The following is a 23,148-nucleotide window of genomic DNA, read 5'->3' as shown; positions in this document are numbered from 1 at the left end:
CGCCCAATCAGCGCTTGGTTACAAGTCCGAAAACGGTAAATGCTTGATTTGCACAGCTTATTGCCTCTTCCCGGCTTACGCCAGTAGCTTGAACCATTGCGACCGACGCAGCTGCATTTTCGGCTTCAGCCACCATATCGCCTTGCTCCACCCAGCATTCGAAAGCCAGAACACCTTCGAGGGAGAGTATCTTGTCGCGCGATCCCAGTGAAACGACCTGGCCTGCCCCGGGAATCAACCACCGGGAACAAACATGTCTGTCGGCTTTCGCCTGGTAGTCAGCAGGATCAAGCTGCATTCCCAAAGCTAGTCGTGCGCATGCCTCAACAAGGTAGACATCTGTTGAAAAGGGAATCTGGTGGGTACAGAAATAGCCGCCCGACAGCCTTGCCGCCACCTCGATGATATAAGGCTCACCGCCATGAAGAACGATATCTCCCTTCAACACACCATTCTCAATGCCAAGGCTACGCGCAGCGTCGCCAATAAGGGCCCAGATTGCATCTTTTTCACCCTGTTTCGCTTTGGATGGCATGTCGCCACCGTTCTCAACGATAAAAGGTGCATACTTTTCCAGAAACTCATAGTTGCGGTCAGACAGCGCTGGAGTAATTGCCTGACCTGCAATAATGACACTTTCGCTACTAACCTGGGGACCCTCGAGAAATTTTTCTGCCATAACACGGCCGGAAGGCGATGCTGACAGAGCGTGTTCGAAAGCCCAAACACCATCACCACCACGCTCCAGAAGGGTGACCCCCTTTGATCCGCGGCTGTCAACCGGCTTTACAACAACGTGGCCCCATTCCTCGGCCAAATTTTCAAGCGCCTCAGGGTTGGCAACTCGCGCATACGGAGGAACCTTTACGCCATATTCCTCAAAGCGAGCTTTCATCGCCAGCTTGTCTACGGTCAGGTCGGCCGCTGAAACCGGAATATGGGGCGTGCCCAGAACTTCTGCGATACGGGCTACGATATGGGGCACATCACAAGCCAGGCACATCACGCCATCCAGCGGTAATTCGGCATGAAACCGCTTTACTGCAGGCAGGCAATCATCCAGATGGTATACGCTGGCCTGTATCCGATGATCTGCCACGCTGAAGCCGGGTGCTGACGGGTCCATATCGCATACGACCAACTCCAGCCCCATGCTTTTCAGTTGCTCAAGCCCGCGAACAGCCTGTCGACCACCGCCCAAAACCAAAAGCCTTTTAGTCAAAATACATTCCACCATTCAGGTTGATGGTCTGGCCCGTGATGTATGCGGCCTCGTCTGTAGCCAGGAAACTCACTGTCGCCGCAATTTCCCTCACATCCGCCAATCGACCGACAGGGATCCCAGCAACCTTTTGCTGGCCATCCGCACGGTTCAGTTCAGCCTTGGACATATCGGTTTCTGCAAGCCCCACCGCAATTGCGTTGGATGTGACACCCTTTTCGGAAAAGAGCTTCGCAAGCGACCGGGTAAAGTTGATCTGCGCGGCTTTTGCGGCTGCATAGTGCACCTGATTCAGGCCGCCCCATTGACCGCCGATGGACGAGATATTGATGATCCGGCCCCAACCGCCATCTATCATATGCGGCAGCACCTCCTGAGACAGAATGAAGTTCGATTGCAGATTGGTTGCCAACATCTGGCTCCAGTCATCGTCAGTGATCTCGAAGAAAGGCTTTTCCTGCGCAATGCCTGCATTATTTACCAGGATATCGACTTTGCCCAAAGCCGCTTCAACTTTGTCCAGCGCAGCTTTAACGTCACCACGAGAGGCAACATCGAGCTGCACTGGCATTGCGTGATCATGGCCATCACAAACCGCGTGTGCTTCCGCATCATTCACGCGGTATCCAACCGCGACCCGGTAGCCGTCCGCCATGAAGCGTTCTGCAATTCCGCGTCCAATGCCACGACTAGCCCCTGTTACAAACGCAACCTTTGGCATTTGACTTTCTCCGTTATTGGCTTTTCAGGATGTCACGGCATGCCTGTGCAACGGCATCAGCATCAATCCCGAACATGGCCGGAAGGTTTGTATGTTCACCCGACTTTCCGAACCTGTCCTTTACACCGACGAACCGCATTTTGGCCGGGTGGTGCTCCGCAAGGCATTCCGCAATCGCACTTCCCATTCCCCCAAGAACATTGTGGTCTTCCGCAGAGACAATGCCACCGGTTTCAGCTGCTGCTGCCACAACTTCATCGCGGTCAATTGGCTTGATGGTGGACATATTAACCACCCGTACGGAAATACCGTCAGCCTCAAGGGCTACCGCGGCATCAAGGGCACGCGGAACCATCACTCCTGTGGCAAACACAGTCACATCCTTGCCGTCCCGTATCCGATGAGCCTTGCCGATGGTGAAGTCATGATCTTCGTCATAAACCACTCGGGTAGGACTACGACCTATCCGCATGTACACAGGACCTTCATGATCCAATATAGCGGCAAATGCTTTCATGAATTCGTTCGCATCCGCCGGGCTGATCACCGTGACGTCCGGGATGGCGCGCATGGTAGCCAGATCTTCAAGCATTTGAGCGGTCGCACCGTCCGGGCCCACATCTAGGCCGTGGTGAGAGCAGCAAAGCTTCACATTTCGTCCTGCATAGGCGATCGCTGTACGGAACTGTTCGTGCGCCCGCATGCAGCCAAAGGCCGCAAACGTTGACACAACAGGGATCAGGCCCGTATCGGCTACACCCGCCGCAGCAGCCATCATATTCTGTTCGGCAATCCCGAACTGCATGACTCTGTCTGGCCTGGCCTGAATGAGTGGTTTTGCGCCAGTACCCCCAGCGACATCGGCGTCCAAGAATACCCAGTCTGCGCGAGTTTCGGCCATATGGACCAAAATACGCCCAAAGGCATCGCGCACAGATACCTCTTCGCCCGGGCCCCAGTATGAAAGAATGGATTGATCAGTCATTGCCCAGCTCCTTCAACGCATCTTCCAGCTGCTGGTCTGACATCGTCACGCTACCATGCCAGAAAAGTTCACCCTCCATAAAGGAAACACCTTTACCCTTGATTGTATCCGCCACCATGAAGGTCGGCTTGCCTTTTGTTGCCTTGGCCTCATCAAATGCTGCTTTCAGGGCGCTGATGTCGTGCCCATCAACATCAATGGTGTGCCACCCGAACTGCGCCACTTTTGCGGCTACGTCACCCAGGTCGAGCTGCACCTTGACCGGCGCGTCACCCTGCAGCTTGTTGGCGTCATAGATTGCAACCAGGCTATCCATTTTATGATGCCCTGCCGCCATGATGGCTTCCCAGGTATTGCCTTCCTGCAAATCGCCATCGCCCAGAATAACATGGGTGCGGAAATCTTTATTCTGGTACCTGCCGCCCATAGCCATGCCCAGTCCCTGGCTCAGCCCCATGCCGAGGGACCCAGAGGGTGCATCAATGCCGGCTATTCTGAAGTCTGGGTGACCTTCCATGTCGCTATCAATGTGGCGCAAGCCAAGGACATGCTCTTCCGAAAAGTACCCTTTCATAGCCAAAGCGGCATAAAGGGCCGGGCATGCATGCCCTTTCGACAGGATCAGTCGATCACGGTCAATCCAATCCGGATCATCAGGCTTGACCCGCATGACCTCAAAATACAGGACCGTCAAAATATCTGCGACAGACAGGCTGCCTCCAGGATGGCCCGAGCGCGCCGAATGTATAGCGCGCAGCGATAGCGCCCGCAGTGCAGTCGCCGTTTCTTCCAGCCCCATATGCATCAGTCTTTCTCTTTCAGCATTCAATTTGTCCTACGGCACAAAGCCGTAGAATCCTCATGTTTGGTTATCGTGAATTTTTATTAAGCATTTTGCATGCCATTTTTAGCCGCTTGAGCGCAATTAAGGCGCCCCCATCGCAGCGTAACCAAACATAATGTTCGTCCAGCTATAATCGACTAAGCTATTTACGTCATTGAAAAACTTTGCTTATGTTACCGAATGACCAAGAACAAATTACCAACTGAAAACACCATCCGGCGGTCCTGTTTCATCTGCGGCTCAACCCAAGGACCGGTGTTTCTTGACCGAACGATGGATGTGCTTGGCGTTGGTCGTCAGCGTATGGCCTACAGGGCGTGTGAGGGCTGTGGACTTGTTCTTCAGGACCCGGCAGTACCTCATGACACAATGCTGACGTACTACCAGAACTATTCGAATTACACGAATGCCGGCCGGGGTGGCGCCCCTTCCGAACGCAAGACCTTCATCGTCGAAGATCAGTTGAAGTATGTCGCTGGAAAAAAAACAGTCCCAGGCAAAGCGTTCCAAGTAGGGTGCTCTGACGGATACACCCTCAGCCGGTTCAAGGCTGGTGGGTGGCAGGTTTTCGGGTGTGATCCCTCAGCATCCGCCATCGATATCGGCAGGAAACAATGGAGAGTGGAAGCCCGTCCCGGGGATTTCGAGAGCTATGTTCCAGATACTGGCGAAACCTACGACCTGTTCATCCTTACGCATGTGCTGGAACATATTTATGACCCTGTAGAAGCCCTCAGGAAAGCAGCATCGATGCTGAATGAAGATGGCATCATTTTGGTGGAGGTTCCACTTCTGACAGACCCCGAGCATTTGATTGAGGGGTATTTCACCTTTGAACACATCAACTATTTCTCACATGCGTCGCTGACCAATCTTTTGCAGATTTCCGGTTTCAGCCTGATCACCGAAATCGAAGACGACTATGAAACGGATCAATATCCGGTTCAGCGCTTGCTCGCTCAAAAATCTGACAGAAAGAAGAAGCCTCTTCTTAACGATTTCAAATGGTCACAGAAAGTGCTGGCCGAATTCGAGGTTTGGGAAAGAAACCAATGGCAAGCGCGGCTTGACAAGGCGCTTGCACGGAAAGATCCAGAGCAAAGCATTGTGATTTGGGCCGGCGGGCTGCATACGTCCCAACTGTTTTACTACACTGAAATTGCGGAACAGACCGCTATTGAGGCGATAGTTGATAACGATAGCCAGAAATGGGGGAAATGCGTTCATGGAGTGACCGTGATTTCGCCCGACACCTACTGGAAAACCCACCAAGATACGCCGATCCTGATTTCGTCACGTGCCAGCGAACAGGAAATCGCCAGCAGCCTTCGTGAGAAGGGTGTCGAAGACGGGAAAATCCTGACCCTGTATGATCCTGACCCTGTATGATAAAGACGCCTAACTGCCTTCTGGCCAAATTTGGCATTCCTCATACCCTTCATAAAGCCCGGACTTGACCCGATCAAATGCACGCTTTTGTTGCACCTGGATTGCATTCCTGCGCTTGAAAAAGTCCTCGATGCGCGACTGGATTTCGGACCGCCCGGCGGAAAGAGCCAGAGGCTGGTCGGCATCGATGTCTTTGCATGCATTGCCTGCGTTTTCGTTTTCACTGATACCCAGCACGGGCACGCCAGAGGCCGCTGCGAACAACATGGAATGTCGGCGAATACCGATCAGGCCACAGGTTTCCATGTAGAACTTGTTGTAACTGTCAATATCAAGCCATTCCTCCTCCACAAACTCGAAGGGCGTTCGAGAGGCAATGTCTTTCAGAATCGTCCGGTCATCGCAGTAAGGGTCGTCAATTCCATAATAGGCATGAGGGATACCAAAAGGCTCATAGCCCTGATCACGTATCGCCTCGCAAACCCAAACCATCTTTTCCAGATACTGCTCATAAGCCAGCCCGGCATAATCGGCATGAATATGACGGACGGATACCGCAACCTTGTTGCCCTTCAACGGCGACTGCCCCCATTCAAGGGCAAACGCAGGGTCGGCCAATACATAGATATTTGGGTTCTGGCATCCAATCTCGCGTAGGTAGTCAAGTGATGCTTGGTCACGAACCCCAACAGATGTACAGCTATCAACCATGAACCGAACCGATGTAGCGCCCCGTTCAGTCTTGAGGCGAATGAATGTCATGGCATAGATATGAACCGGAACACCCAGAAATTTGGCCAAGGTGACCAATGTCGACCAATAGGCAAGCGGCCCGCGCATAACACCGTCTACATAGTCAACCAGCAGACGCCCTCCGCCAATAACCAGCCCACTGGATTGCCGTATTGCGTCCGTAAGGGCCGTCAGGTGGCTGCTGGCGTCACCAACGTTGAAGCCGCGGAAAAAGCGCCCCCTACTCTGCTCTTTGTTTCCGAATTCGAAATTCTCCAAAATTTCGTCCGCGCCATACCGGTCTCTCAGGACATCAAGCTTGTGACGAGACAGAAGCTTCACGTCCAGCCCCTTTTTCCTGGCGAGACTGGAAAAGAGCTGAAGCATGGCATAGTCACCAACATTCTTGGTGTCATATCCACCGGATAAAACCAGATACCTGGACCCCATACCTTACCCCTTTCAACCCATTCAATATACCAAACCGCTCGTGGGTTTTGATTATGGCTTCTGCGCAAATACAATGGCAAGGCGCCCAAGGCCTACCCCTGCCAGGCTTTTGTACAAATTTACGCGCGCTTCGGGTTCATGCTTTGCAAGCATCTCGTCCAGATGCTTCCGCTTATTATGCAGGTTTCGCCCCAAAACGCCGTCAGTGGTATAATCTTGCCCCATCAACAGGAACAGCTCCATCGGGAAGTTTGTACTCCGCTCTTTGACGGTCAGGCCTACGCGCTGGAGCAGTCCCTCAAGGCTATCGAAATCAAAATAATCCAGATGATGGCTCGGAACCACCCACCATTTTTCAGCCCCGGTTTCAGAACAGAATGCTCGTTGCAAGGGGTTAAAGTCATTGGGCACTGACAGGCAAAGCAGGCCACCGGGCAGCAGCAGGTCAAAAGCCAGTTCAAGCAGGTCTTTTGGGTCTGGGATATGCTCAAGCACCTCACTCATATGAATGAATGAAACCTTATCCAGGGTTGCGGCCAATTGCTTGTCAAACATGGCGTTTACAACTTCAACGCCGCGCGACCGCGTGAAGGCTGCAGCGTCAGGGGAGGGTTCAACGCCCAGGCAGTCCCAGCCCAACTTACGCCCGACTTCCAGGAAATCGCCCGGCCCACACCCAATATCAAGGACACTTCGCGGAAGGTCATCTGGCAGGAAACCCGCGACAGCTTGAAACCGATCCTTATATTCAATCGCGCGCCAGGCCTGATCTTCTTTGTTGAGGGACAAATAGTCCGGCTTGCCCACCTGATAGAATTCTTCTTTGTAAAACCGCATCAGTTCCGCCTTTGACGGCAAGGGTACAACATGCTTGAAACCACAAACATTACAGTCAATCACCGTTGAGCCGTCTTTCCGGACGACCTCCGGACCCTCGTGGCGGCCATAATCGCTGGATTGCCATTCATGATGCATTGTGAAGCGCTCCTCTTGAATGTGCCTGCAATTTTTCCTGCACGAGCCGCGCAAAACGGCCCTGAGCACCTTGCAAACGGTCTGCTGCAGCAGGAATTTCAGCTGGTGCCGCTTGCTGCATCATGGAGGCGAGCTGTGACACAGCATCATCCACCGTTTGCATGACGAAGTCAGGCATCTGTTTTTTCAAAAACTGCCATTCTTCTGCCGTCGCAGCCTTTAGTGGGTCAAATACAATAGTGGGCACATGGGCATTAAGACATTCATAAAAGGAAACCCCGAAGACACAAAGCGCCGCATCAAAGCCAACAACAAACTGGTGCAAGTCTGGCGGCGAAACGGCAGTGGTCCATCGCGGCGATGCCTGTGTTCCCGATCCCACGTTAGGTGTTGCTGCATACGGCCCCTGTACCCAGGTAATTTGAACGTGTCCATGCAGCGCAGCGAGCAGTTTTTCTGGAAGTACCTGGGCCAAACCCGCAGGGTCAGAACCACCAGTCAGTATGACGACACGTTTGGCTGTACCTTCGCTGGCTTGACCCCTGTTCCCAAGAAAGGGCTGCCTCAATAACATGCAATCCAGGCCATACTGCAACTTGGCACCAAGTCGTGTCACTGCTTCTTCCGGCAGATAAACCGAAGGCACCCACAGGAAGTCAAACAGTTGGTCGGCGTGCAGTGCCCGATCAATCCCAACCCGATATACATTCCCTTCACACCTTGCCATCAAGGTCGAAGCGTCCTGATCGATCTCCTTGAGGTCAACAATAACGGCATCGTGGCCAAGGACTTCATCCGAGACCGACTGAAAGCCGTCAACCCACGTGTGGGGCAGCAAATTGAGGCTTTCGAACGGTACGACTTGTCCCCTGATAAAAAGCCTCACACGGGCTCCCATCGTGGCCTGCAATGCAAATGCGGCAACGCAGATACGGGAAAGATGCCCCAATCCAATCTCCGGCCCAACTTCACTCAAGAGGGCGATTTCTTTAATGTCCTCGCTGACGCCTCTTTGGTGAACGTCTGCATTAATCGCCCTGAGTTCCGGCTCAGCCGTCAGTCGATCAACAACCCATTCCAGCGCTACAGGCGTACCCTGGTCGTGGCACGCGTACCAATCTTCATAGACCCTACGCATGAAGTAATAATCCTGGGCGGTATCAACGGAAATTCGGTGCCTGATACTGGAAAAAACCTCCGCGTCGTTCGCATAGGCTATAGCGGCGGGCTCAACTTTTTTGGAATGATGCCAGGCAGCCCCCACATGTTCACGCTCGTCCGCGGTGCTGGAAGCAGCGTACATCCGGTTCCAGAAGCTGCGCCTGACTATATCGAAGCCCACATGAATGGTTCCCTGCGACCCATTAGGCAATGTAAGCTTGGACACTTCCGCATCAGGTGCATCTTTGAGCGCACGCAACAGGGCCGCCACAGTGTCCATATCAATAAGCGGGCAATCGCCACAAACATACAGAATGATGTCAGCATCCTCTTGGACCACTACTTCATTCACCCGCCCCATCAGGTCGTTAACGTCGCCATCAAATGCGTGACAGGCAACACCATAGTCTGCGGCCCACGTGACAAGGTCGTGGTTATAATCGTCAGCTGTTGTTGCCAATACAACCTGATCGATTTCCGGCACATGTCTCAGTCGGTCCACCACATGTGCAATCAATGGCTCAGAAGCCAAATGAAGCAAATGTTTCCGTGGCAGGCGGCTTGAGTTCAGCCGCGCACCAATGACTGCGACTACCCGTCCCGCCATTCTCGCCTCACGTCCAGTGTCGGACGGAGACCGTCTGATGGGTCCGCACGCCACGGTCTGTCGTCAATCTCCGCAGGAGTTGGTGCCTTGTCGCCGCAGCCATCTGCGGCCGCCAGTCGACGGCAATCTGCAATCACTTTAGCCATCTCGTCAGGAAGCCAGCAATGGCCTGCTTCATACTCTGCACCCTGCCCTTCAAGGTCCAGATGGAACTCGATCATGCTCGCCCCGAATTTGTCGATGGCCCGATGCACCACCCCCGGATCACGACTATGGTCTGACCAGCCAACGGCCACGCCGGTGGCTTCCCGAATTGTTTCGATGGCCGCTAGGTTACAGTTTTTCGCTTCAACTGGATAGCCTGACACGCAGTGCAACAACGTAAGGTCAGTCCCACCAGCCTGGCGGAATACATCAGCCGCATGAGTTACCTCATCAAGCGTTGCCATACCGGTTGACAGCACCAGTGGCTTACCAGTCCTGGCGCACGCCCTGATCAGGTCATCCCAAAGCAATTCATAGGAAGCGATCTTGTAGAAATCTACATGCGGCTCCAATTCCGCCACGGCCTCGAGATAGAAGGGCGTACAGGAGAAGGCAATGTCCACAGCATCACAAGCTGCTTTCAAATCGGGAAGAAAGGCTGTTGGCAATTCCCAGGCCCGCCGCCGAGAGTGTTCTTCACTCTTCTCAAGAACCTCCGGCGCGAACAGGTCATCAATCCGGAACAGTTGAAATTTGACAGCATCACAGCCGATTTCTGCCGCCTTGTTGATAAAGGCGATACAACGCTTCAGGTCCCGGGCGTGGTTGCTGGACACTTCCGCGATGAAATAAGGAGATGTATTGCGCCAGCCTGCCATTATCCAGCGTCCAGCAGGTCAGCAAGGGCCGCACGAACATCGTCAACAGGCTTGTCCCAGTTGCCACGTTCCTCCCCTTGGGTGAAGTATTTACCCTGTGGCAAAAATTTGGGACGACCGCCATCGAAGCCATAGCGCCACCACGGTTCCATTTCACACATCCACCATGTTCGGGCACCCAAGCTTGCAGCAAAGCTTAGGGGCGATGTCGGTGCCCCCAAGACAAGATCAAGGTTGGCCATGATGGCGAGGTTGGCTTCGATATCGTTTTTCATGTCAACGCCATCGAAAGTATGGATCTTGATGCCATGCTCTTTTTCAAACGCCTCAAGCTCTTCCCCGACGTTCGTATACTGGAGGCTGAAAAACGTAACCCCTTTCGTAGCCAGAATGGGCAGCAGCTGTTCCAAACTCAGATAGCTTCTCTTCCGAATCCCGGTGATATTGCCGCTACGCCAGACAATTCCGACCTTCAGACCTTCGCCTGCGCCCGCAATCTTTTTGGCAAATTCCGCCGCCAACGCCCGGTCTGCGCTTAAATAGCCATTGGGGAATTCTTCGATATCCTCGGGACCTTCCCAGAAATATCCGGGCAAACTCGCAATCGGAACAGCCCAGTCAATTTCCAGACCATCATCGCGCATCGCATATTCAATGTCCGGGAAGGAGCGATAGATATAGCCATATTGGCTTTTCGTGGCATGCCGCGCGACAACCGCATTTGGGAATTCACGTTGGAAAATGGAGACCAGCCGGGGTTCGCAGCCGATGTACAGCTGTTTTGCCTCCGCATAGACACGGTGAAGAAGCGGCGCAAAGGCCACCTCGTCCCCAATACCCTGTTCTCCCGTTACCATAAGTGTTTTGCCGGCAAGCGAACTACCGTCCCAGCGAGGGACCTTGTGGGTATAGGACAGGCTTTGACCCAGTTTACGTGAAGGGTCCATACGGAATTCATATTCCTTGAAGGCTTCTTTCAGTCGCCCCATGTGCATCAGGCAGAAGGCATTGATCAGGTGCGGTTCAGGGTTTTTGGGTTCAAGCTTGATGGCTTCAGTGATAATCTCATGACGCTTGGCCTGGTCTTCCTCTGCGCCAGCAAGGTTGCTGTAGGCTTTGAAGTTTTTCGGGTCCAACCGGATTGATTCATGGAAGAAGGCCTTGGATGCTTCTCTGCCGTCCCGCTGCTGCACCAGGCTGCCCAAAACGTTCCAAAGCCCCGACACCTCCGGGAACATCGGGATTACGGCCTGAAGCATGGAAATACCGGCGTCATATTCTTCCGCGCCTGACAAAGCAGATGCCAAGTTAATATAGTGCCCCGGAGTCTGAGGGTCGATTTCGATCAGGATGCGACCGATCTTGACCGCAACATCATACATGGTCATTTCAAGCGCCATCTGAAGCATGATCGCACAGATATCTGGTGTCGCCTTGTGACGTTGCAAGGTTTTTTCAAGCAGCTCGATCGCTTGCGAACGGGCACCAAGCTGCACCAGCGCATGCGAAAGGACTGTCAACAAGGGCAAGTCGTCAGAGTATACCTCCCAAGCAACCAATAGATGCTTCGCTACAGAATGCCAGTCACCGGCCTTTGCAGCTTTACGACCGAGCTCAAACTCCTTGTTGGCGCGCGCCTTGGTGATTTTCTTCGGTTTAACATTTCCCATGTTTACAGCCTTAGCCCCATATTCAGATTATCATGACGCACATAAATTCTCCCGAACCTTTGATTTCGGTCCGGGCGCGCAGCAACAGTCACTCTGAAGCTGCAAAGGTAACATCCCGGCACAGGAGAAGTTTGCACCCTGACATCAATTATGCAATGCAAATGCCAAGCAAATTAACGGACTATCAAAAAAAAATTTCTTATTATACCATGGCATAGAGGCAATATGGCGAAAGTGAACCCATGTCTCACATATTGATAGGCAAGCTGAAATCAGCGGAACTTTCGGGGAGAGGACCATATGGCGTTAAAGCTTTCTTTAAAGCCTGATGAGAAACTGGTGATTAATGGCGCGGTAATTGCAAATGCCGACAGGCGGACAACATTGATTGTCCACAACAAGGCCTCGATCTTACGAGAAAAGGACATTTTGCAGGAAGAGGACATTACGACACCAGCAAGGCGCATCTATTTTCCGATCATGCTCATGTACATGGATCAGGGACAGGTCGACAAATACTATGAAGAGTTTGTCGTCCGCATGACGGAATTCATGAATGCCATCAGTACACCCGAAGCGGTTGAACTGTGTGTTTCCATCAGCCGGGACGTAATGGACAAGAATTATTATCGAGCACTGATGAACTGCAAAAAACTGGTTACTTTTGAGAAGACGAGACTTGGGGGAAGTTGAGAATAGGTAACAAACGGGAAAGTAAATGTCATACCAAGCTTACCAGAAAGCTCAGCATTCTGCGGAAAACGCAAGCCAGGTGGAATACCGGCTGTTCGCAGAAGTCACCAATGCCCTGATGAAGGCCAAGGAAAGGGCAACACGGGACAAACAGATGGTCGAGGCACTGGACTGGAACCGGCGCATGTGGTCGGTCCTGTCCTCGGACTGCGGCACTGAAGGCAATGGCCTCCCTCCCCAGTTGCGCGCCGGGATCATCTCCCTTTCCATATGGGTTTCCAAACATTCATCTGCCGTGATGCGCGGCGAGGAATCCATCGACGACCTGATCAATATCAACCGCACGATCATGGAAGGCCTTGCCGACCAGGCAAAACTGCAGCAGCGCGCCCAGGACGAGCAGCCCGAGCCATCACCGCAGGACCAGAAGCCAATCAATTCACTTCTGTAGGCAAGATCTGCCGTAAACCGGCAACATTTTCCCACCAAACCTGATCCTTTTTTCCCACCCGGCAAATATTGCCTTATTTTCTTAATGCTGTCGATAGCGACCACCACCCCCCATCGGCACGAAAAACCCCTTTATTTTCAATGAATAGGGAATTTTTTCCGCCCAACGGGAAAAATTGGCACACCCCGTGCAACGCTGATTTCCGAAAGCAAAAGGCTTTCATGAGCAAAAGGCTCAAACGACATCTCAGAATGGAGAAACAGTATGTCATTTTCTGTAAACACCAATGCTGGTGCATTTGCTGCTCTGCAAAACCTCAACTCCACCACTAACATGCTTAACAAGACCCAGACCCAGATTAACACGGGTTTGAAGGTTTCGTCTGCCAAAGACAACGCGGCCGTATTCTCGATCGCGCAAAAACTGCGTGGCGACGTATCTGGTCTGAACGCTGTTAAGTCCTCGCTGGACCGTGCAATGTCCACGATCGATGTTGCTGTGGCTGCAGGCGAAGCGGTTTCCGACCTTCTCATTGAAATGAAAGAGAAGGCAGTGTCTGCAAAAGACTCTGGCCTTGACACTGCAAGCCGTACTGCCTTGAACGATGAATTCGAAGAGCTTCGTGATCAGATCACGTCGATCGTATCGAACGCTGAGTTCAACGGTACAAATGCAGTAGAGTCAGGTGGCGCAGCAATCGTAGCCATCACTAACGACGATGGTTCCAACACCATCACTATTGCAGCACAAGACCTGTCGCTGGGTAGCTCGAACGTGACAGTTGCAACGACGACTACAATTGACACGTCCGCAAATGCTTCTGCAGCTGTGGCTGCCATTGAAGCCTCCATCACCAATGTGAACAGCTCACTGTCTGCTCTTGGTGCAGGTGCCAAACGCCTTGAACTGCAGCAGTCTTTCGTTGGCAAGCTGTCTGACACCATCGAAGTTGGTATCGGTAACCTCGTTGACGCCGACCTGGCCAAGACAAGCGCTCAACTGCAGTCCCTGCAGGTTAAACAGCAGCTGGGTCTTCAGGCCCTGTCCATCGCCAACCAGGCACCATCGACAGTTCTCGGACTCTTCCGGTAAGTGGTTCAAAGAAACCATGACTATTAGGGGCCCTCGGGCCCCTTTTTTTATGCGCTCTTTCATGGTGCCATAGGGCATTCTTTGCCTGCAATTTCTGCCGCAAGGCAGTTTACGCCCAACCCAACCCATAAAAATACCCTTACCTTTCAGAGACTTAATCTGGCACGCTGCTTGCGCTTAACGAAACCAAGAGCAAAAGGCTCAGTTGATTACTCTCAGAAAGGAGAACAGAAATGGCTTTTTCCGTTAATACCAATGCGTCCGCGCTGTCAGCGCTTCAGAACCTGAACATTACAGACCGGGCGTTAGGAAAAGTGCAAACGCAAATTAACACGGGGCTTAAAGTGGCTTCATCGAAAGACAACGCAGCAGTTTTTGCTATCGCACAAAGCCTCCGGGCTGATGTGTCGGGCTTGAATGCTGTTAAGTCCTCGCTGGACCGCGCCATGTCCACGATTGATGTTGCGGTTGCAGCAGGAGAGGCGGTTTCCGATCTTCTGATTGAAATGAAAGAAAAGGCAGTCGCCGCGAAAGATTCGGGGCTGGATACGTCCAGCCGGACTGCTTTGAACGACGAGTTTGAAGAACTGCGTGACCAGATCACCTCAATCGTTTCAAATGCCGAGTTCAACGGCACCAATGTTGTGGCTTCTGGAGGCAGTGATATCGTTGCAATCACAAATGATGATGGTTCTTCCACCATCACGATTGCAGCACAGGACCTGTCGCTTGGTAGCGCAAACGTATCCGTTGCCAGCACGACAACCATTGACACCGTAACGAATGCAGCCGCTACTGTGTCGGCCATCGATGCATCAATCACTGCAGTAAACTCGTCCTTGTCAGCTCTTGGCGCAGGCGCCAAACGGCTTGAGCTGCAACAAGCCTTTGCCAACAAGCTTTCGGATACAATCCAGATCGGTATCGGTAACCTTGTGGACGCCGATATGGCGAAAGCCTCCGCAACTCTGCAGGCGCTTCAGGTGAAGCAACAGCTGGGCCTCCAAGCCCTGTCTATTGCCAACCAGGCGCCTCAGGCTGCTGTAAGCCTTTTCCAAGGTTAAAGTCTAAAACCATATCCGGGTCGGCCTACGGGCCGCCCCGGCATTTTTTTCCCACCTCAATAGGCAAAAACTGCTCTAAATCGCATAATGGGCAAAAATTGCCCACCTTTCCGTTTGTTCCAGAATCCAGAACTACATCTCTTTTTCCATATATATCAGCACCTTAACAGAAAATGCCACGATGTATATCTTGGCACCATTATTGCACTGTTAATTCCAGGACAAAAAGTCCTTAGGGCAAAATGCCCGTTAAATAACTCCAAAAAGGAGAAGCAAAATGGCTTTTTCGGTAAATACTAATGCAGGCGCGTTTGCTGCCCTGCAAAACCTGAACTCTACAAGCAGCAACCTGAATACGGTGCAAGGCCGTATTAATACAGGCCTGAAAGTAGCTTCTGCAAAAGACAACGCAGCTGTATTCTCGATCGCGCAAAAACTGCGCGGCGACGTTTCCGGCTTGAACGCTGTGAAGTCCTCCCTGGACCGCGCGCTTTCAACTATCGACGTTGCTGTTGCAGCTGGTGAAGCGGTATCTGACCTTCTTATTGAAATGAAAGAGAAGGCGGTGTCCGCGAAAGACTCTGGCCTTGACACTGCAAGCCGTACTGCCCTGAACGACGAATTCGAAGAGCTTCGTGATCAGATCACGTCGATTGTCTCGAACGCAGAGTTCAACGGCACCAACGTTGTTGAATCCGGCGGTTCTGCAATCGTGGCGATCACAAACGATGATGGCTCCAACACCATCACGATTGCCGCGCAAGACCTGTCTCTCGGTAGTGCGAACGTTACAGTTGCAACGACAACTTCCATTGACACTGCAGCGAACGCTTCCGCGGCTGTGACTGCAATTGAGGCTTCCATCACTAACGTGAACAGCTCGCTGTCCGCACTTGGTGCTGGCGCGAAACGTCTTGACCTGCAGAAAGAGTTCGTAGGCAAGCTGTCTGACACCATCGAAGTTGGTATCGGTAACCTCGTTGACGCGGATCTGGCCAAAGAGTCTGCTAGCTTGCAAGCACTGCAAGTGAAGCAGCAGCTTGGCCTGCAAGCACTGTCGATCGCCAATCAGGCGCCTTCGACCGTACTTGGGCTCTTCCGTTAATTGAGCTGATTGGCGGGCTGCCGTCCGGCACCCAAGGCAGCCCGCCCTTCGCCCAGGCAAGAGCATGAACGTTAACGAAACAATGAGTTTAACCATTGTTTCAGGAGTGGACCGATGACTGAGATTGGAAAAATAAGCAGCAGCGCACAGGTCGTAGACCTCCGTGGCGCGAAAACTGCTAAGCCAGCCTCGAATGACGTCGACCGCTTGACAGGCATCAAAGCCCAAAGCGGGCAAACGTCAGGAGCTGAACCTCTGTCTCATATTGAGAAGAAGGCTCAAAACGCCAATGCCACACCGCTGGAGCGGGCGGCTGAGGCCCTGCAAAGCTTCCTACCGGAAGAAGAGCAGGCTCCGAATACGCGACTGCGTATCGATAAAGACGACGAAACAGGACGGTTTGTTTACAAGAATATCGACACCGAGTCCGGTGAAGTAATCAAACAGTTCCCACCAGAATCTATTCTGGAGTTTCTGTCCTATTATCGGCATGTTGCTGGACTGGCAGTAGACGATAAAGCCTAGGCTTGAGTTAACTTAAATTAAACGGTTAATGCGGTAACGTAGCTCAAGCCTAAGCTGATAATGATACCCCAACCTGTATCTGCCCCGATGGGTGCGGAACAGGGTTTTTGCGTTTATCCACCAAGCAATCTATCGATATCCCCACCACGCCACTGTAGGGCTGGACATCACAGACATATGCGCTACGTAAGTAGCAATTCCATTTGTTCGTTTCAGGAGTTTGACACGATGAAGTTTGCTGGCACCGAAAATTATGTCGCCACCGATGACCTGAAAGTTGCAGTCAATGCTGCGGCGACGCTCAGGCGCCCTCTCCTTATCAAAGGTGAGCCCGGAACCGGGAAAACAGTTCTGGCCAATGAAGTCGCGGATGCATTCGGATGCCGATTGATTGAATGGCACATCAAATCCACCACAAAGGCCCAGCAAGGCCTTTACGAATATGATGCTGTTTCCCGTCTGCGCGACAGTCAGCTAGGCGATGAAAAAGTCAAAGACATCAGCAACTACATCAAGAAGGGCAAGCTTTGGGAAGCCTTCACGAGCGACGAAACACCGGTACTTTTGATTGACGAAATCGACAAGGCTGACATTGAATTCCCGAACGACCTGCTGCTGGAACTCGACCGCATGGAGTTTCATGTTTACGAGACCGGCGAAACTGTGAAAGCCAAGAACCGGCCAATCGTGATCATCACATCCAACAATGAAAAGGAACTGCCCGACGCCTTCCTGCGCCGCTGTTTCTTCCATTTCATCAAGTTCCCTGACCCAGAAACGATGAAGGACATCATTGCGGTCCACTATCCCGACATCCAGCAAAGCCTGGTCAAGGAAGCGCTGAATGTCTTCTTTGAACTTCGCGAGGTGCCTGGCCTCAAGAAAAAGCCGTCCACAAGCGAACTGCTTGACTGGCTGAAGCTCTTGATGGCCGAAGACCTGCCACTGGACGTGCTTAAGTCCAAAGACCCGAAAACCATCATCCCGCCGCTGCATGGCGCGCTTCTCAAGAATGAGCAGGACGTCCATCTGTTTGAGCGGCTTGCCTTCATGAACCGGCGCCAGGGTGCTTAAAGACCATGTTCAACAGTTTCTTTTACGACCTGAAGAACGGTGGCGTACCCGTCAGCATCAAGGAGTATCTGACCCTTCTTGAAGCCATGAAGGCAGGCTGCGCGGGCTTCAGCGTGGAAGATTTCTATTATCTGGCCCGGTCTGCGTTCGTGAAGGACGAGAAGAACCTCGACAAATTCGACCGTATCTTCGGGAAGACATTCGAAGGCATCGAGTTTATCGGCGATGAAACAGTCGAAATACCGGAAGAATGGCTGGAAAAACTGGCTGAGCTTTACCTGTCCAAGGAAGAAATGGAGGAGATCAAGTCTCTCGGCAGCTGGGACGAGATCATGGAAACGCTGAAGAAGCGGCTTGAAGAGCAGCAGGAGCGCCACCAGGGCGGCAACAAATGGGTCGGTACAGCAGGCAAAAGTCCTTTTGGTGCCTATGGGTATAACCCTGAAGGCGTGCGCATCGGCCAGGACAAGGGCCGGCACGGGCGCGCCATCAAGGTTTGGGACAAACGCGAATACAAGAACCTGGACGACAGCGTTGAACTGGGCACCCGTAATATCAAGGTAGCCCTGAGGAAGCTCCGCCAGTTTGCCCGTGAGGGCGAGGCCAGCGAGCTGGACCTTGATGACACCATCCGGTCCACGGCCCACAAGGGGTATCTCGACATCAAGATGGTGCCCGAGCGCCATAACGCCGTGAAGGTGTTGCTGTTTTTTGATGTGGGCGGGTCAATGGACCCACACGTCAAGGTGTGTGAAGAGCTGTTCTCTGCCGCCAAATCAGAATTCAAGCATATGGAGTTCTTCTATTTCCATAACTGCCTCTATGAAAAGGTATGGAAAGAAAACAGCCGCCGCTTCAACGACTTCCAGTCCACGCTTGATGTGCTGCACACCTACCCGCACGACTATAAGGTCATCTTCGTCGGTGATGCGTCCATGAGCCCTTATGAGATTACCTATCCAGGCGGATCGGTGGAGCACTGGAATGAGGAGTCCGGAGAGGTGTGGATGAACCGGGTCACGCAGGTTTACCAGCGTGCAATTTGGCTGAACCCGATTCCGGAAACACACTGGACCTATTCGCAATCCATCCAGATCATGAAGACGCTGATGGAAGACCGTATGTTCCCGCTGACGGTCAGCGGTATCGACCGGGCCATGCGCGAACTGCGCCGTTAGGCGCCAAAACTAGGCTGAACATGAAAAAGGGCCCATCAGGGCCCTTTCCTTTTCTGCGGTTCCGCCTTGTTCTAGTCAGCGCTGGCACCTTCAAAAGAGATGCTCGCTGTCACCGGCCCGCGATTGCTCGCCACCTCGCTACCAGTCACGCGGCCTTCCCGCATCAGATTGCGCTGCTCCATCGCTGATCCCGCAAGCGCATAATTCAGCTGCAGAGAAAACGTAAGTTTCTCACCGTCAAATTCAGCGGGAAGTGCCGGGAAATCAGCTTTTGCGACGACGCGCATCGCAGCTGAATTCAGCAATGCGCTGTCAGTGCGCTGCAGCAGGTCTGACGCAATGACATCCCCTGCCCTGTTCACCGTCACCCGGAAGCTGGCATAGCCCTGGTCGCCCTTGCGCGCCGCAAAGGCAGGATATTTCATTACTTTATCAATGCTGCTGCCTGCAGATTCCGCCCAGGCGTCAAGGCCACCGTTGTGGCCTGCCTGCGCAGCACCGCCCAACAACATTACAGACAATGCTGCTGCACCAAATGCACTCTTTTTCAAAAAACTGGTCGTCATAGTCTTCTCCTCGCTTTTTATTTTGCGTGTCGCTCGTGTTTCAATGCCCGGCCTTTGTTTCTGGCGTCTTTGCGCTGCGCCGGTAAATGAAGAATGCCTGAATCCGGCTCGGTCGCGATACCGACACGATGAAAGGAGGAGAAATTGCGACCTGTCGATAAACCGTACGACCGAAGTTTATATCTTTCATGTGCCTATATGAATGTTGCCGCACTGCGCTGTCACAATATGTCTAAATTTGCCTTTTATAGCTGTGACTGAGTTTGCTACAACAATGGCGATGTGCGCCCACATATCAACTCAAGTTCCGGGAAGGAATATATGAAAAACATACAATTGAGATCCGTGGCGATTGCGACAACCGCACTGGCCACCTCACTTTTCGCGGCTTCGGCTGTTGCCCAGGACACTGGCACCACGGAAAGCTGGTTTGATGCGGGCGCCAAAGCGGTTACCGAACGCGCAGCACGACCGGTAAATACCAAACAAGCCAAGAATGTCATTCTGTTCGTGGGCGACGGCATGGGTATCTCAACCCTGACCGCAGGCCGCATTCTGGAAGGCCAATTACAGGGCAAGTCCGGCGAGGAGAACTATCTGAGCTTCGAACGCTTCCCATACACAGCTCTTGTCAAAACCTACAACGTGGATGCCCAGGTACCGGATTCTGCTGGCACGGCTTCGGCGCTCAATACTGGTGTCAAAACCCGTATCGGTGCGATCAACACAGCGCCAACCCAGCCCAACGCCCAGTGTGCGGGCGCCATGGACACAGCCTTGACACCGCTGGCCTATTATGCCGAGCAAGTCGGCATGGCAACTGGCATTGTCAGTACCGCACGGCTGACCCACGCGACACCTGCTGCTGTCTACGCCCACAGTCCAAGCCGCCAATGGGAAAACGACGGTGAACTGCCGGAAGAAGCTGTCACGAACGGCTGTCGGGACATCGCACAACAAATGCTCGACCCGATAGGCGGGAACGGCCTTGAAGTGGCATTGGGCGGCGGGCGAAGCAACTTCCTGCCCGATGGTGCTGGGGAAGGCCGCCGCAAGGATGGTCGGGACCTCACCAAGGAATGGTTGGCAAGCGACAGCGGAGCTGCCTATGTCGAAAACGAGCAAAGCCTGGCGCAAATAGATATAGCCAACACATCACGCCTGTTGGGCCTTTTCGATAAATCCCACATGCAGTTTGAGGCCCAGCGCGGTGACGAGCAACCAGACCTCGCCGAAATGACCGAGGTTGCCATCAAGATGCTGCAAAAGAATGACGGTGGCTACTACCTGATGGTTGAGGCTGGCCGTATCGACCATGGCCATCATTGGGGCAGCGCCAAAGCCGCGCTCTTTGATACGGTGGCTCTGTCGAAGGCTGTCCGCAAAGCCATGGAAATGGTGGACCTGGACGAGACAATGATCCTTGTAACCGCTGACCACAGCCATGTTTTCACCATGGCTGGCTACCCCAAGCGGGGCAATCCGATCTTTGGCCTCGTCACCGGCCCGCATGAAACTGAACCAACGCTGGCAGAAGACGGCAAACCATACACCACACTGGCCTACCAGAACGGGCCCGGTGCCGTGAAAGGTGAACGGAAACACCTGACGGAAGAAGACATCGCAGATCCGATGTTCAAGCCCCAGGCTCTTGTCCCGACCCGCAGCGAAACCCATGGTGGCGAGGATGTTGCCTTGTTCGCGATTGGCCCTTGGGCCCACCTGGTAAGCGGCACCATGGAGCAGAATGTGGTCTTCCACATCATGGACAAGGCGCTCAATCTACGGAAACGCGCCGCCGACTAGGCACCCAACACGCATACGAAAAAGGGACCGAAATTCGGTCCCTTTTTTTCAATCTCGCTCACTGGCCTATTTGTCGTATTTGGTGATCGCCTGATTGAGGCCTTCGATCAGTTTTTCACCAATCTCGCCACCACTGCCGCTGACACGCCCGCGGATCACGGCACGCATGGCATCCAGGTGCGCCTTGATCAGCTCGACCTGATTATCAGTGATCTCGTCCCGGGAATAGGAAAAGCCATACAGCGAATCCGCGATTGTCGTGATCAGCGGATAGCCAAATGTGCCGCCCTGCCCCTTCATGTCATGGGCAATGTGGTTGATCGCCTCCAGGCTTTCACGGCGTTTTTCCGGGCTGTCAACACACCGGCCATGCTGTTCCTGCAGCTTCACAATCAGGCCCGACACCCAATCCGGATAGTCTTCAGCCATCTTTTCAAGCGCGGCTTCCGCGGCCTCAAGCGCTTCGGGCGAAATGGAAACCTTGCCTGGCGCAAGCCCCGCAGTCTTTTCCTTCAGGCGGTTCTTGAACCGGTAGAAGCGGACGATGACCTTCTTCTTATCCACGGATCACCTCCACACCTTCGCTCTTGTCCGTCAGGACGCGGCGTTCAGTACCACCATATTCAAGCTTCTGGCGGCGTCTGTCCGGGCCGAAGAAATCCTTGGTATGCACAAACTGACGAGGCCGCTCGATAATTGAAATCAGCTTTTCACCAATATTCTTGATGGTGAAGGGTTTCGCCAGCATGTCGGTAACACCCATTTCGCGGGCCTGAAGCACGCGCTCGGGTTCCGAATAGCTGGTGATCATCACAAACGGCACGAAGCGGTCAGGGCTATCCTTATGGCGGCGCACCCAGCGCAGGAACATCATGCCATCGATCGGATGCATGTCCCAGTTTGAGATGACAATGTCGATTTGCTGCACCCCCACTTTCATGGGCTCGTTCTTCACGCGCTGCAGGAAATGGATCGCGTCGCCCCCATGTTCCACTGCAAACACGTTACCAACACCAAGGACCTTCAGGGAATTTACCAGCAAGGAGCGGATGAACGGGCTATCTTCCGCCAACAATACATTTACCCGGTCAAAATCATAATCGCTCATACATGTGCCTTAATTATCCTGCCCCACACAGGTTGATAAACTTTTTTACCGTTAGTTTTGGCGCCCGGTCAATCTTTTCGCTTTCATTTCACCAGTTTAACCAGCGTTGATCACACCCTCAAGCTCCGCGAGGCGCTCTTTCAGCGTATCAAGAATCGGCCCACGGCGCGGGTCATTCGCCGCAGGTTCCCCCAGCATCTCTGCCCGTTCCGCAGCGCGCGCGAGCCGCCACGCCCCGATCCCCCGGGCCGCCCCCTTCAGCTTGTGGGCTGATGATCGCCAGCCGTCCCCCTCAGCGGATGAGAGGACATCAAGGTAAAGCGGCGCGTTATCGAGGAAGATTTTCAGGACATCACGCGCCAGATAAGCGTCACCCCCAGTGTACCCCTTGAGGTGTTCGCGGTCCAAAACGACGGACTCGTCCCAATCGGATTCGGCCATTAACCAGCATCCTTGCCAAGGGCCGCGCGTCCTTCGCGGGTCAGCTTGCAAACCAGCCAATCAGGCTTGATCGGGTTCCTGTACCAAGGCTCGCACCAGCCTTTCGACAGGCAAGACTTTATTGTCGCGTCCCTGATACGCTGGCCGTCCCGGTCAAACAGTGGCAGCTTGCCACCAGGCTCGGAAAGCCCTCTTTCAAGATAGCGTTTCTGTGCACCACTGGGCTTGGCCTTGGTGGCAGGTGTCTGTTCCAACAGATCGTTCATAAAACCCCTTCCCTTTCATGAAAACGATCACGAACCGTCATATTGCCATAATCTTCGTTAAAATTCTTCTTTTCCGATAAGGAACAAGCTGGCACGTGTTGACGTTCTGGTGTTATTCATAAACTGTAACAATAGAGAAAACTATTTCATATGGGTGGCG

The 23,148-nt window shown here is 53.1% G+C and carries 24 protein-coding genes; 10 read left to right on the top strand and 14 right to left on the bottom strand.

The features are described 5' to 3' along the window. Positions 1 to 7: 7 nt before the first annotated feature. Genes B3Z17_RS02870 through B3Z17_RS02855 form a run of 4 tightly spaced genes read right to left on the bottom strand, consistent with a single transcriptional unit; the run spans position 8 to position 3,733 of the window. The gene (locus B3Z17_RS02870; RefSeq protein ID WP_286828487.1) at positions 8 to 1,222 is read right to left on the bottom strand and encodes an ATP-grasp domain-containing protein; all 1,215 of its coding nucleotides are present in this window, start codon (positions 1,220 to 1,222) and stop codon (positions 8 to 10) included. Next, a complete protein-coding gene (locus tag B3Z17_RS02865; protein WP_074519305.1) occupies positions 1,215 to 1,943 on the bottom strand; it encodes a 3-oxoacyl-ACP reductase family protein in 729 nt (242 codons plus the stop codon). The genes B3Z17_RS02870 and B3Z17_RS02865 overlap by 8 nt, the downstream gene beginning before the upstream one ends. Before the next feature lie 13 nt (positions 1,944 to 1,956). Beyond that, complete coding sequence (locus B3Z17_RS02860; RefSeq protein WP_286828486.1) at positions 1,957 to 2,928, bottom strand: transketolase family protein; 972 nt, start codon at positions 2,926 to 2,928, stop codon at positions 1,957 to 1,959. Next, positions 2,921 to 3,733, bottom strand: a complete 813-nt coding sequence (locus tag B3Z17_RS02855; protein ID WP_286828485.1) for a transketolase — start codon at positions 3,731 to 3,733, stop codon at positions 2,921 to 2,923. Before B3Z17_RS02855 ends, B3Z17_RS02860 begins: the two co-directional genes overlap by 8 nt. A 219-nt stretch (positions 3,734 to 3,952) precedes the next feature. Between B3Z17_RS02855 and B3Z17_RS02850 the strand changes: the two genes are divergently transcribed. Next, positions 3,953 to 5,161 (top strand): class I SAM-dependent methyltransferase, encoded by a 1,209-nt coding sequence (locus B3Z17_RS02850; protein WP_286828484.1) that lies wholly within the window; start codon positions 3,953 to 3,955, stop codon positions 5,159 to 5,161. Positions 5,162 to 5,170: 9 nt separating this feature from the next. Here the strand turns inward: B3Z17_RS02850 and B3Z17_RS02845 are convergent, their stop codons facing one another. From B3Z17_RS02845 to B3Z17_RS02825, 5 genes are read right to left on the bottom strand one after another with little or no spacing between them, the layout of a single operon-like run. Beyond that, on the bottom strand, positions 5,171 to 6,343 hold the full coding sequence (locus tag B3Z17_RS02845; protein ID WP_286828483.1) for a polysaccharide pyruvyl transferase family protein: 1,173 nt from the start codon (positions 6,341 to 6,343) through the stop codon (positions 5,171 to 5,173). A 51-nt stretch (positions 6,344 to 6,394) separates the two neighbouring features. Next, a complete protein-coding gene (locus B3Z17_RS02840; RefSeq protein WP_286828482.1) occupies positions 6,395 to 7,318 on the bottom strand; it encodes a class I SAM-dependent methyltransferase in 924 nt (307 codons plus the stop codon). Further along, entirely contained in the window at positions 7,308 to 9,086 is a 1,779-nt protein-coding gene (locus tag B3Z17_RS02835; protein ID WP_286828481.1) for a cytidylyltransferase domain-containing protein, read from the bottom strand. Before B3Z17_RS02835 ends, B3Z17_RS02840 begins: the two co-directional genes overlap by 11 nt. Continuing rightward, on the bottom strand, positions 9,071 to 9,949 hold the full coding sequence (locus B3Z17_RS02830; RefSeq protein WP_286828480.1) for an N-acetylneuraminate synthase family protein: 879 nt from the start codon (positions 9,947 to 9,949) through the stop codon (positions 9,071 to 9,073). Before B3Z17_RS02830 ends, B3Z17_RS02835 begins: the two co-directional genes overlap by 16 nt. Next, positions 9,949 to 11,619 carry a tetratricopeptide repeat protein gene (locus B3Z17_RS02825; protein WP_286828479.1) on the bottom strand — a complete coding sequence of 557 codons (1,671 nt, stop codon included), beginning with the start codon at positions 11,617 to 11,619 and terminating at the stop codon, positions 9,949 to 9,951. Before B3Z17_RS02825 ends, B3Z17_RS02830 begins: the two co-directional genes overlap by 1 nt. A gap of 300 nt (positions 11,620 to 11,919) precedes the next feature. On the opposite strand from B3Z17_RS02825, the gene flbT reads away from it, so the two are divergent. The 8 genes from flbT to B3Z17_RS02785 all read left to right on the top strand — a co-directional run bounded on the left by flbT (position 11,920) and on the right by B3Z17_RS02785 (position 18,801). Next, the gene (gene flbT, locus B3Z17_RS02820; protein WP_068305745.1) at positions 11,920 to 12,312 is read left to right on the top strand and encodes a flagellar biosynthesis repressor FlbT; all 393 of its coding nucleotides are present in this window, start codon (positions 11,920 to 11,922) and stop codon (positions 12,310 to 12,312) included. Between the two features lie 25 nt (positions 12,313 to 12,337). Further along, a complete protein-coding gene (gene flaF / locus B3Z17_RS02815; RefSeq protein ID WP_068305742.1) occupies positions 12,338 to 12,763 on the top strand; it encodes a flagellar biosynthesis regulator FlaF in 426 nt (141 codons plus the stop codon). A 264-nt stretch (positions 12,764 to 13,027) separates the two neighbouring features. Continuing rightward, positions 13,028 to 13,855 carry a flagellin gene (locus B3Z17_RS02810; protein ID WP_068305740.1) on the top strand — a complete coding sequence of 276 codons (828 nt, stop codon included), beginning with the start codon at positions 13,028 to 13,030 and terminating at the stop codon, positions 13,853 to 13,855. Positions 13,856 to 14,088: 233 nt separating this feature from the next. Next, positions 14,089 to 14,919: a flagellin gene (locus tag B3Z17_RS02805; RefSeq protein ID WP_068305738.1), complete on the top strand. Its 831-nt coding sequence runs from the start codon at positions 14,089 to 14,091 to the stop codon at positions 14,917 to 14,919. Between the two features lie 277 nt (positions 14,920 to 15,196). After that, positions 15,197 to 16,024: a flagellin gene (locus B3Z17_RS02800; protein WP_068305736.1), complete on the top strand. Its 828-nt coding sequence runs from the start codon at positions 15,197 to 15,199 to the stop codon at positions 16,022 to 16,024. Between the two features lie 114 nt (positions 16,025 to 16,138). Beyond that, complete coding sequence (locus B3Z17_RS02795) at positions 16,139 to 16,549, top strand: flagellar protein FlaG (RefSeq protein WP_068305734.1); 411 nt, start codon at positions 16,139 to 16,141, stop codon at positions 16,547 to 16,549. Positions 16,550 to 16,777: 228 nt separating this feature from the next. Continuing rightward, positions 16,778 to 17,623: an AAA family ATPase gene (locus tag B3Z17_RS02790; RefSeq protein ID WP_068305732.1), complete on the top strand. Its 846-nt coding sequence runs from the start codon at positions 16,778 to 16,780 to the stop codon at positions 17,621 to 17,623. 5 nt (positions 17,624 to 17,628) lie between these two features. Then, entirely contained in the window at positions 17,629 to 18,801 is a 1,173-nt protein-coding gene (locus B3Z17_RS02785) for a vWA domain-containing protein (RefSeq protein WP_286828478.1), read from the top strand. 71 nt (positions 18,802 to 18,872) lie between these two features. On the opposite strand, the gene B3Z17_RS02780 is transcribed toward B3Z17_RS02785, so the two are convergent. Then, the gene (locus B3Z17_RS02780; RefSeq protein WP_286828477.1) at positions 18,873 to 19,367 is read right to left on the bottom strand and encodes a TonB family protein; all 495 of its coding nucleotides are present in this window, start codon (positions 19,365 to 19,367) and stop codon (positions 18,873 to 18,875) included. A 321-nt stretch (positions 19,368 to 19,688) separates the two neighbouring features. Here B3Z17_RS02780 and B3Z17_RS02775 point away from each other — a divergent pair, with 321 nt between their 5' ends. Further along, positions 19,689 to 21,173 carry an alkaline phosphatase gene (locus B3Z17_RS02775; protein ID WP_286828476.1) on the top strand — a complete coding sequence of 495 codons (1,485 nt, stop codon included), beginning with the start codon at positions 19,689 to 19,691 and terminating at the stop codon, positions 21,171 to 21,173. A gap of 66 nt (positions 21,174 to 21,239) precedes the next feature. Here B3Z17_RS02775 and B3Z17_RS02770 read toward each other — a convergent pair whose 3' ends face one another. The 4 genes from B3Z17_RS02770 to B3Z17_RS02755 all read right to left on the bottom strand — a co-directional run bounded on the left by B3Z17_RS02770 (position 21,240) and on the right by B3Z17_RS02755 (position 22,988). Further along, the gene (locus B3Z17_RS02770) at positions 21,240 to 21,737 is read right to left on the bottom strand and encodes an Hpt domain-containing protein (protein ID WP_068305724.1); all 498 of its coding nucleotides are present in this window, start codon (positions 21,735 to 21,737) and stop codon (positions 21,240 to 21,242) included. After that, complete coding sequence (locus tag B3Z17_RS02765; protein ID WP_068305722.1) at positions 21,730 to 22,281, bottom strand: response regulator; 552 nt, start codon at positions 22,279 to 22,281, stop codon at positions 21,730 to 21,732. Before B3Z17_RS02765 ends, B3Z17_RS02770 begins: the two co-directional genes overlap by 8 nt. 96 nt (positions 22,282 to 22,377) lie before the next feature. Beyond that, positions 22,378 to 22,722 (bottom strand): Hpt domain-containing protein, encoded by a 345-nt coding sequence (locus B3Z17_RS02760; protein ID WP_286828475.1) that lies wholly within the window; start codon positions 22,720 to 22,722, stop codon positions 22,378 to 22,380. Then, entirely contained in the window at positions 22,722 to 22,988 is a 267-nt protein-coding gene (locus tag B3Z17_RS02755) for a hypothetical protein (protein WP_286828474.1), read from the bottom strand. The genes B3Z17_RS02760 and B3Z17_RS02755 overlap by 1 nt, the downstream gene beginning before the upstream one ends. Positions 22,989 to 23,148 lie beyond the last annotated feature (160 nt).

Origin of the sequence: Kordiimonas sp. UBA4487, assembly GCF_002389025.1 — a bacterium.
Lineage (GTDB): Bacteria > Pseudomonadota > Alphaproteobacteria > Sphingomonadales > Kordiimonadaceae > Kordiimonas > Kordiimonas lacus.
This window is presented reverse-complemented; position numbering and strand designations above follow the sequence as displayed.

What these genes read in the sequence shown, in the direction of transcription:
- B3Z17_RS02865 (WP_074519305.1), bottom strand. Translation starts at nt 1,943, where the DNA reads ATGCCAAAGGTTGCGTTTGTAACAGGGGCTAGTCGTGGCATTGGACGC.
- B3Z17_RS02860 (WP_286828486.1), bottom strand. Translation starts at nt 2,928, where the DNA reads ATGACTGATCAATCCATTCTTTCATACTGGGGCCCGGGCGAAGAGGTA.
- B3Z17_RS02855 (WP_286828485.1), bottom strand. Translation starts at nt 3,733, where the DNA reads ATGCATATGGGGCTGGAAGAAACGGCGACTGCACTGCGGGCGCTATCG.
- B3Z17_RS02850 (WP_286828484.1), top strand. Translation starts at nt 3,953, where the DNA reads ATGACCAAGAACAAATTACCAACTGAAAACACCATCCGGCGGTCCTGT.
- B3Z17_RS02845 (WP_286828483.1), bottom strand. Translation starts at nt 6,343, where the DNA reads ATGGGGTCCAGGTATCTGGTTTTATCCGGTGGATATGACACCAAGAAT.
- B3Z17_RS02840 (WP_286828482.1), bottom strand. Translation starts at nt 7,318, where the DNA reads ATGCATCATGAATGGCAATCCAGCGATTATGGCCGCCACGAGGGTCCG.
- B3Z17_RS02835 (WP_286828481.1), bottom strand. Translation starts at nt 9,086, where the DNA reads ATGGCGGGACGGGTAGTCGCAGTCATTGGTGCGCGGCTGAACTCAAGC.
- B3Z17_RS02830 (WP_286828480.1), bottom strand. Translation starts at nt 9,949, where the DNA reads ATGGCAGGCTGGCGCAATACATCTCCTTATTTCATCGCGGAAGTGTCC.
- B3Z17_RS02825 (WP_286828479.1), bottom strand. Translation starts at nt 11,619, where the DNA reads ATGGGAAATGTTAAACCGAAGAAAATCACCAAGGCGCGCGCCAACAAG.
- flbT (WP_068305745.1), top strand. Translation starts at nt 11,920, where the DNA reads ATGGCGTTAAAGCTTTCTTTAAAGCCTGATGAGAAACTGGTGATTAAT.
- flaF (WP_068305742.1), top strand. Translation starts at nt 12,338, where the DNA reads ATGTCATACCAAGCTTACCAGAAAGCTCAGCATTCTGCGGAAAACGCA.
- B3Z17_RS02810 (WP_068305740.1), top strand. Translation starts at nt 13,028, where the DNA reads ATGTCATTTTCTGTAAACACCAATGCTGGTGCATTTGCTGCTCTGCAA.
- B3Z17_RS02805 (WP_068305738.1), top strand. Translation starts at nt 14,089, where the DNA reads ATGGCTTTTTCCGTTAATACCAATGCGTCCGCGCTGTCAGCGCTTCAG.
- B3Z17_RS02800 (WP_068305736.1), top strand. Translation starts at nt 15,197, where the DNA reads ATGGCTTTTTCGGTAAATACTAATGCAGGCGCGTTTGCTGCCCTGCAA.
- B3Z17_RS02795 (WP_068305734.1), top strand. Translation starts at nt 16,139, where the DNA reads ATGACTGAGATTGGAAAAATAAGCAGCAGCGCACAGGTCGTAGACCTC.
- B3Z17_RS02790 (WP_068305732.1), top strand. Translation starts at nt 16,778, where the DNA reads ATGAAGTTTGCTGGCACCGAAAATTATGTCGCCACCGATGACCTGAAA.
- B3Z17_RS02785 (WP_286828478.1), top strand. Translation starts at nt 17,629, where the DNA reads ATGTTCAACAGTTTCTTTTACGACCTGAAGAACGGTGGCGTACCCGTC.
- B3Z17_RS02780 (WP_286828477.1), bottom strand. Translation starts at nt 19,367, where the DNA reads ATGACGACCAGTTTTTTGAAAAAGAGTGCATTTGGTGCAGCAGCATTG.
- B3Z17_RS02775 (WP_286828476.1), top strand. Translation starts at nt 19,689, where the DNA reads ATGAAAAACATACAATTGAGATCCGTGGCGATTGCGACAACCGCACTG.
- B3Z17_RS02765 (WP_068305722.1), bottom strand. Translation starts at nt 22,281, where the DNA reads ATGAGCGATTATGATTTTGACCGGGTAAATGTATTGTTGGCGGAAGAT.
- B3Z17_RS02760 (WP_286828475.1), bottom strand. Translation starts at nt 22,722, where the DNA reads ATGGCCGAATCCGATTGGGACGAGTCCGTCGTTTTGGACCGCGAACAC.
- B3Z17_RS02755 (WP_286828474.1), bottom strand. Translation starts at nt 22,988, where the DNA reads ATGAACGATCTGTTGGAACAGACACCTGCCACCAAGGCCAAGCCCAGT.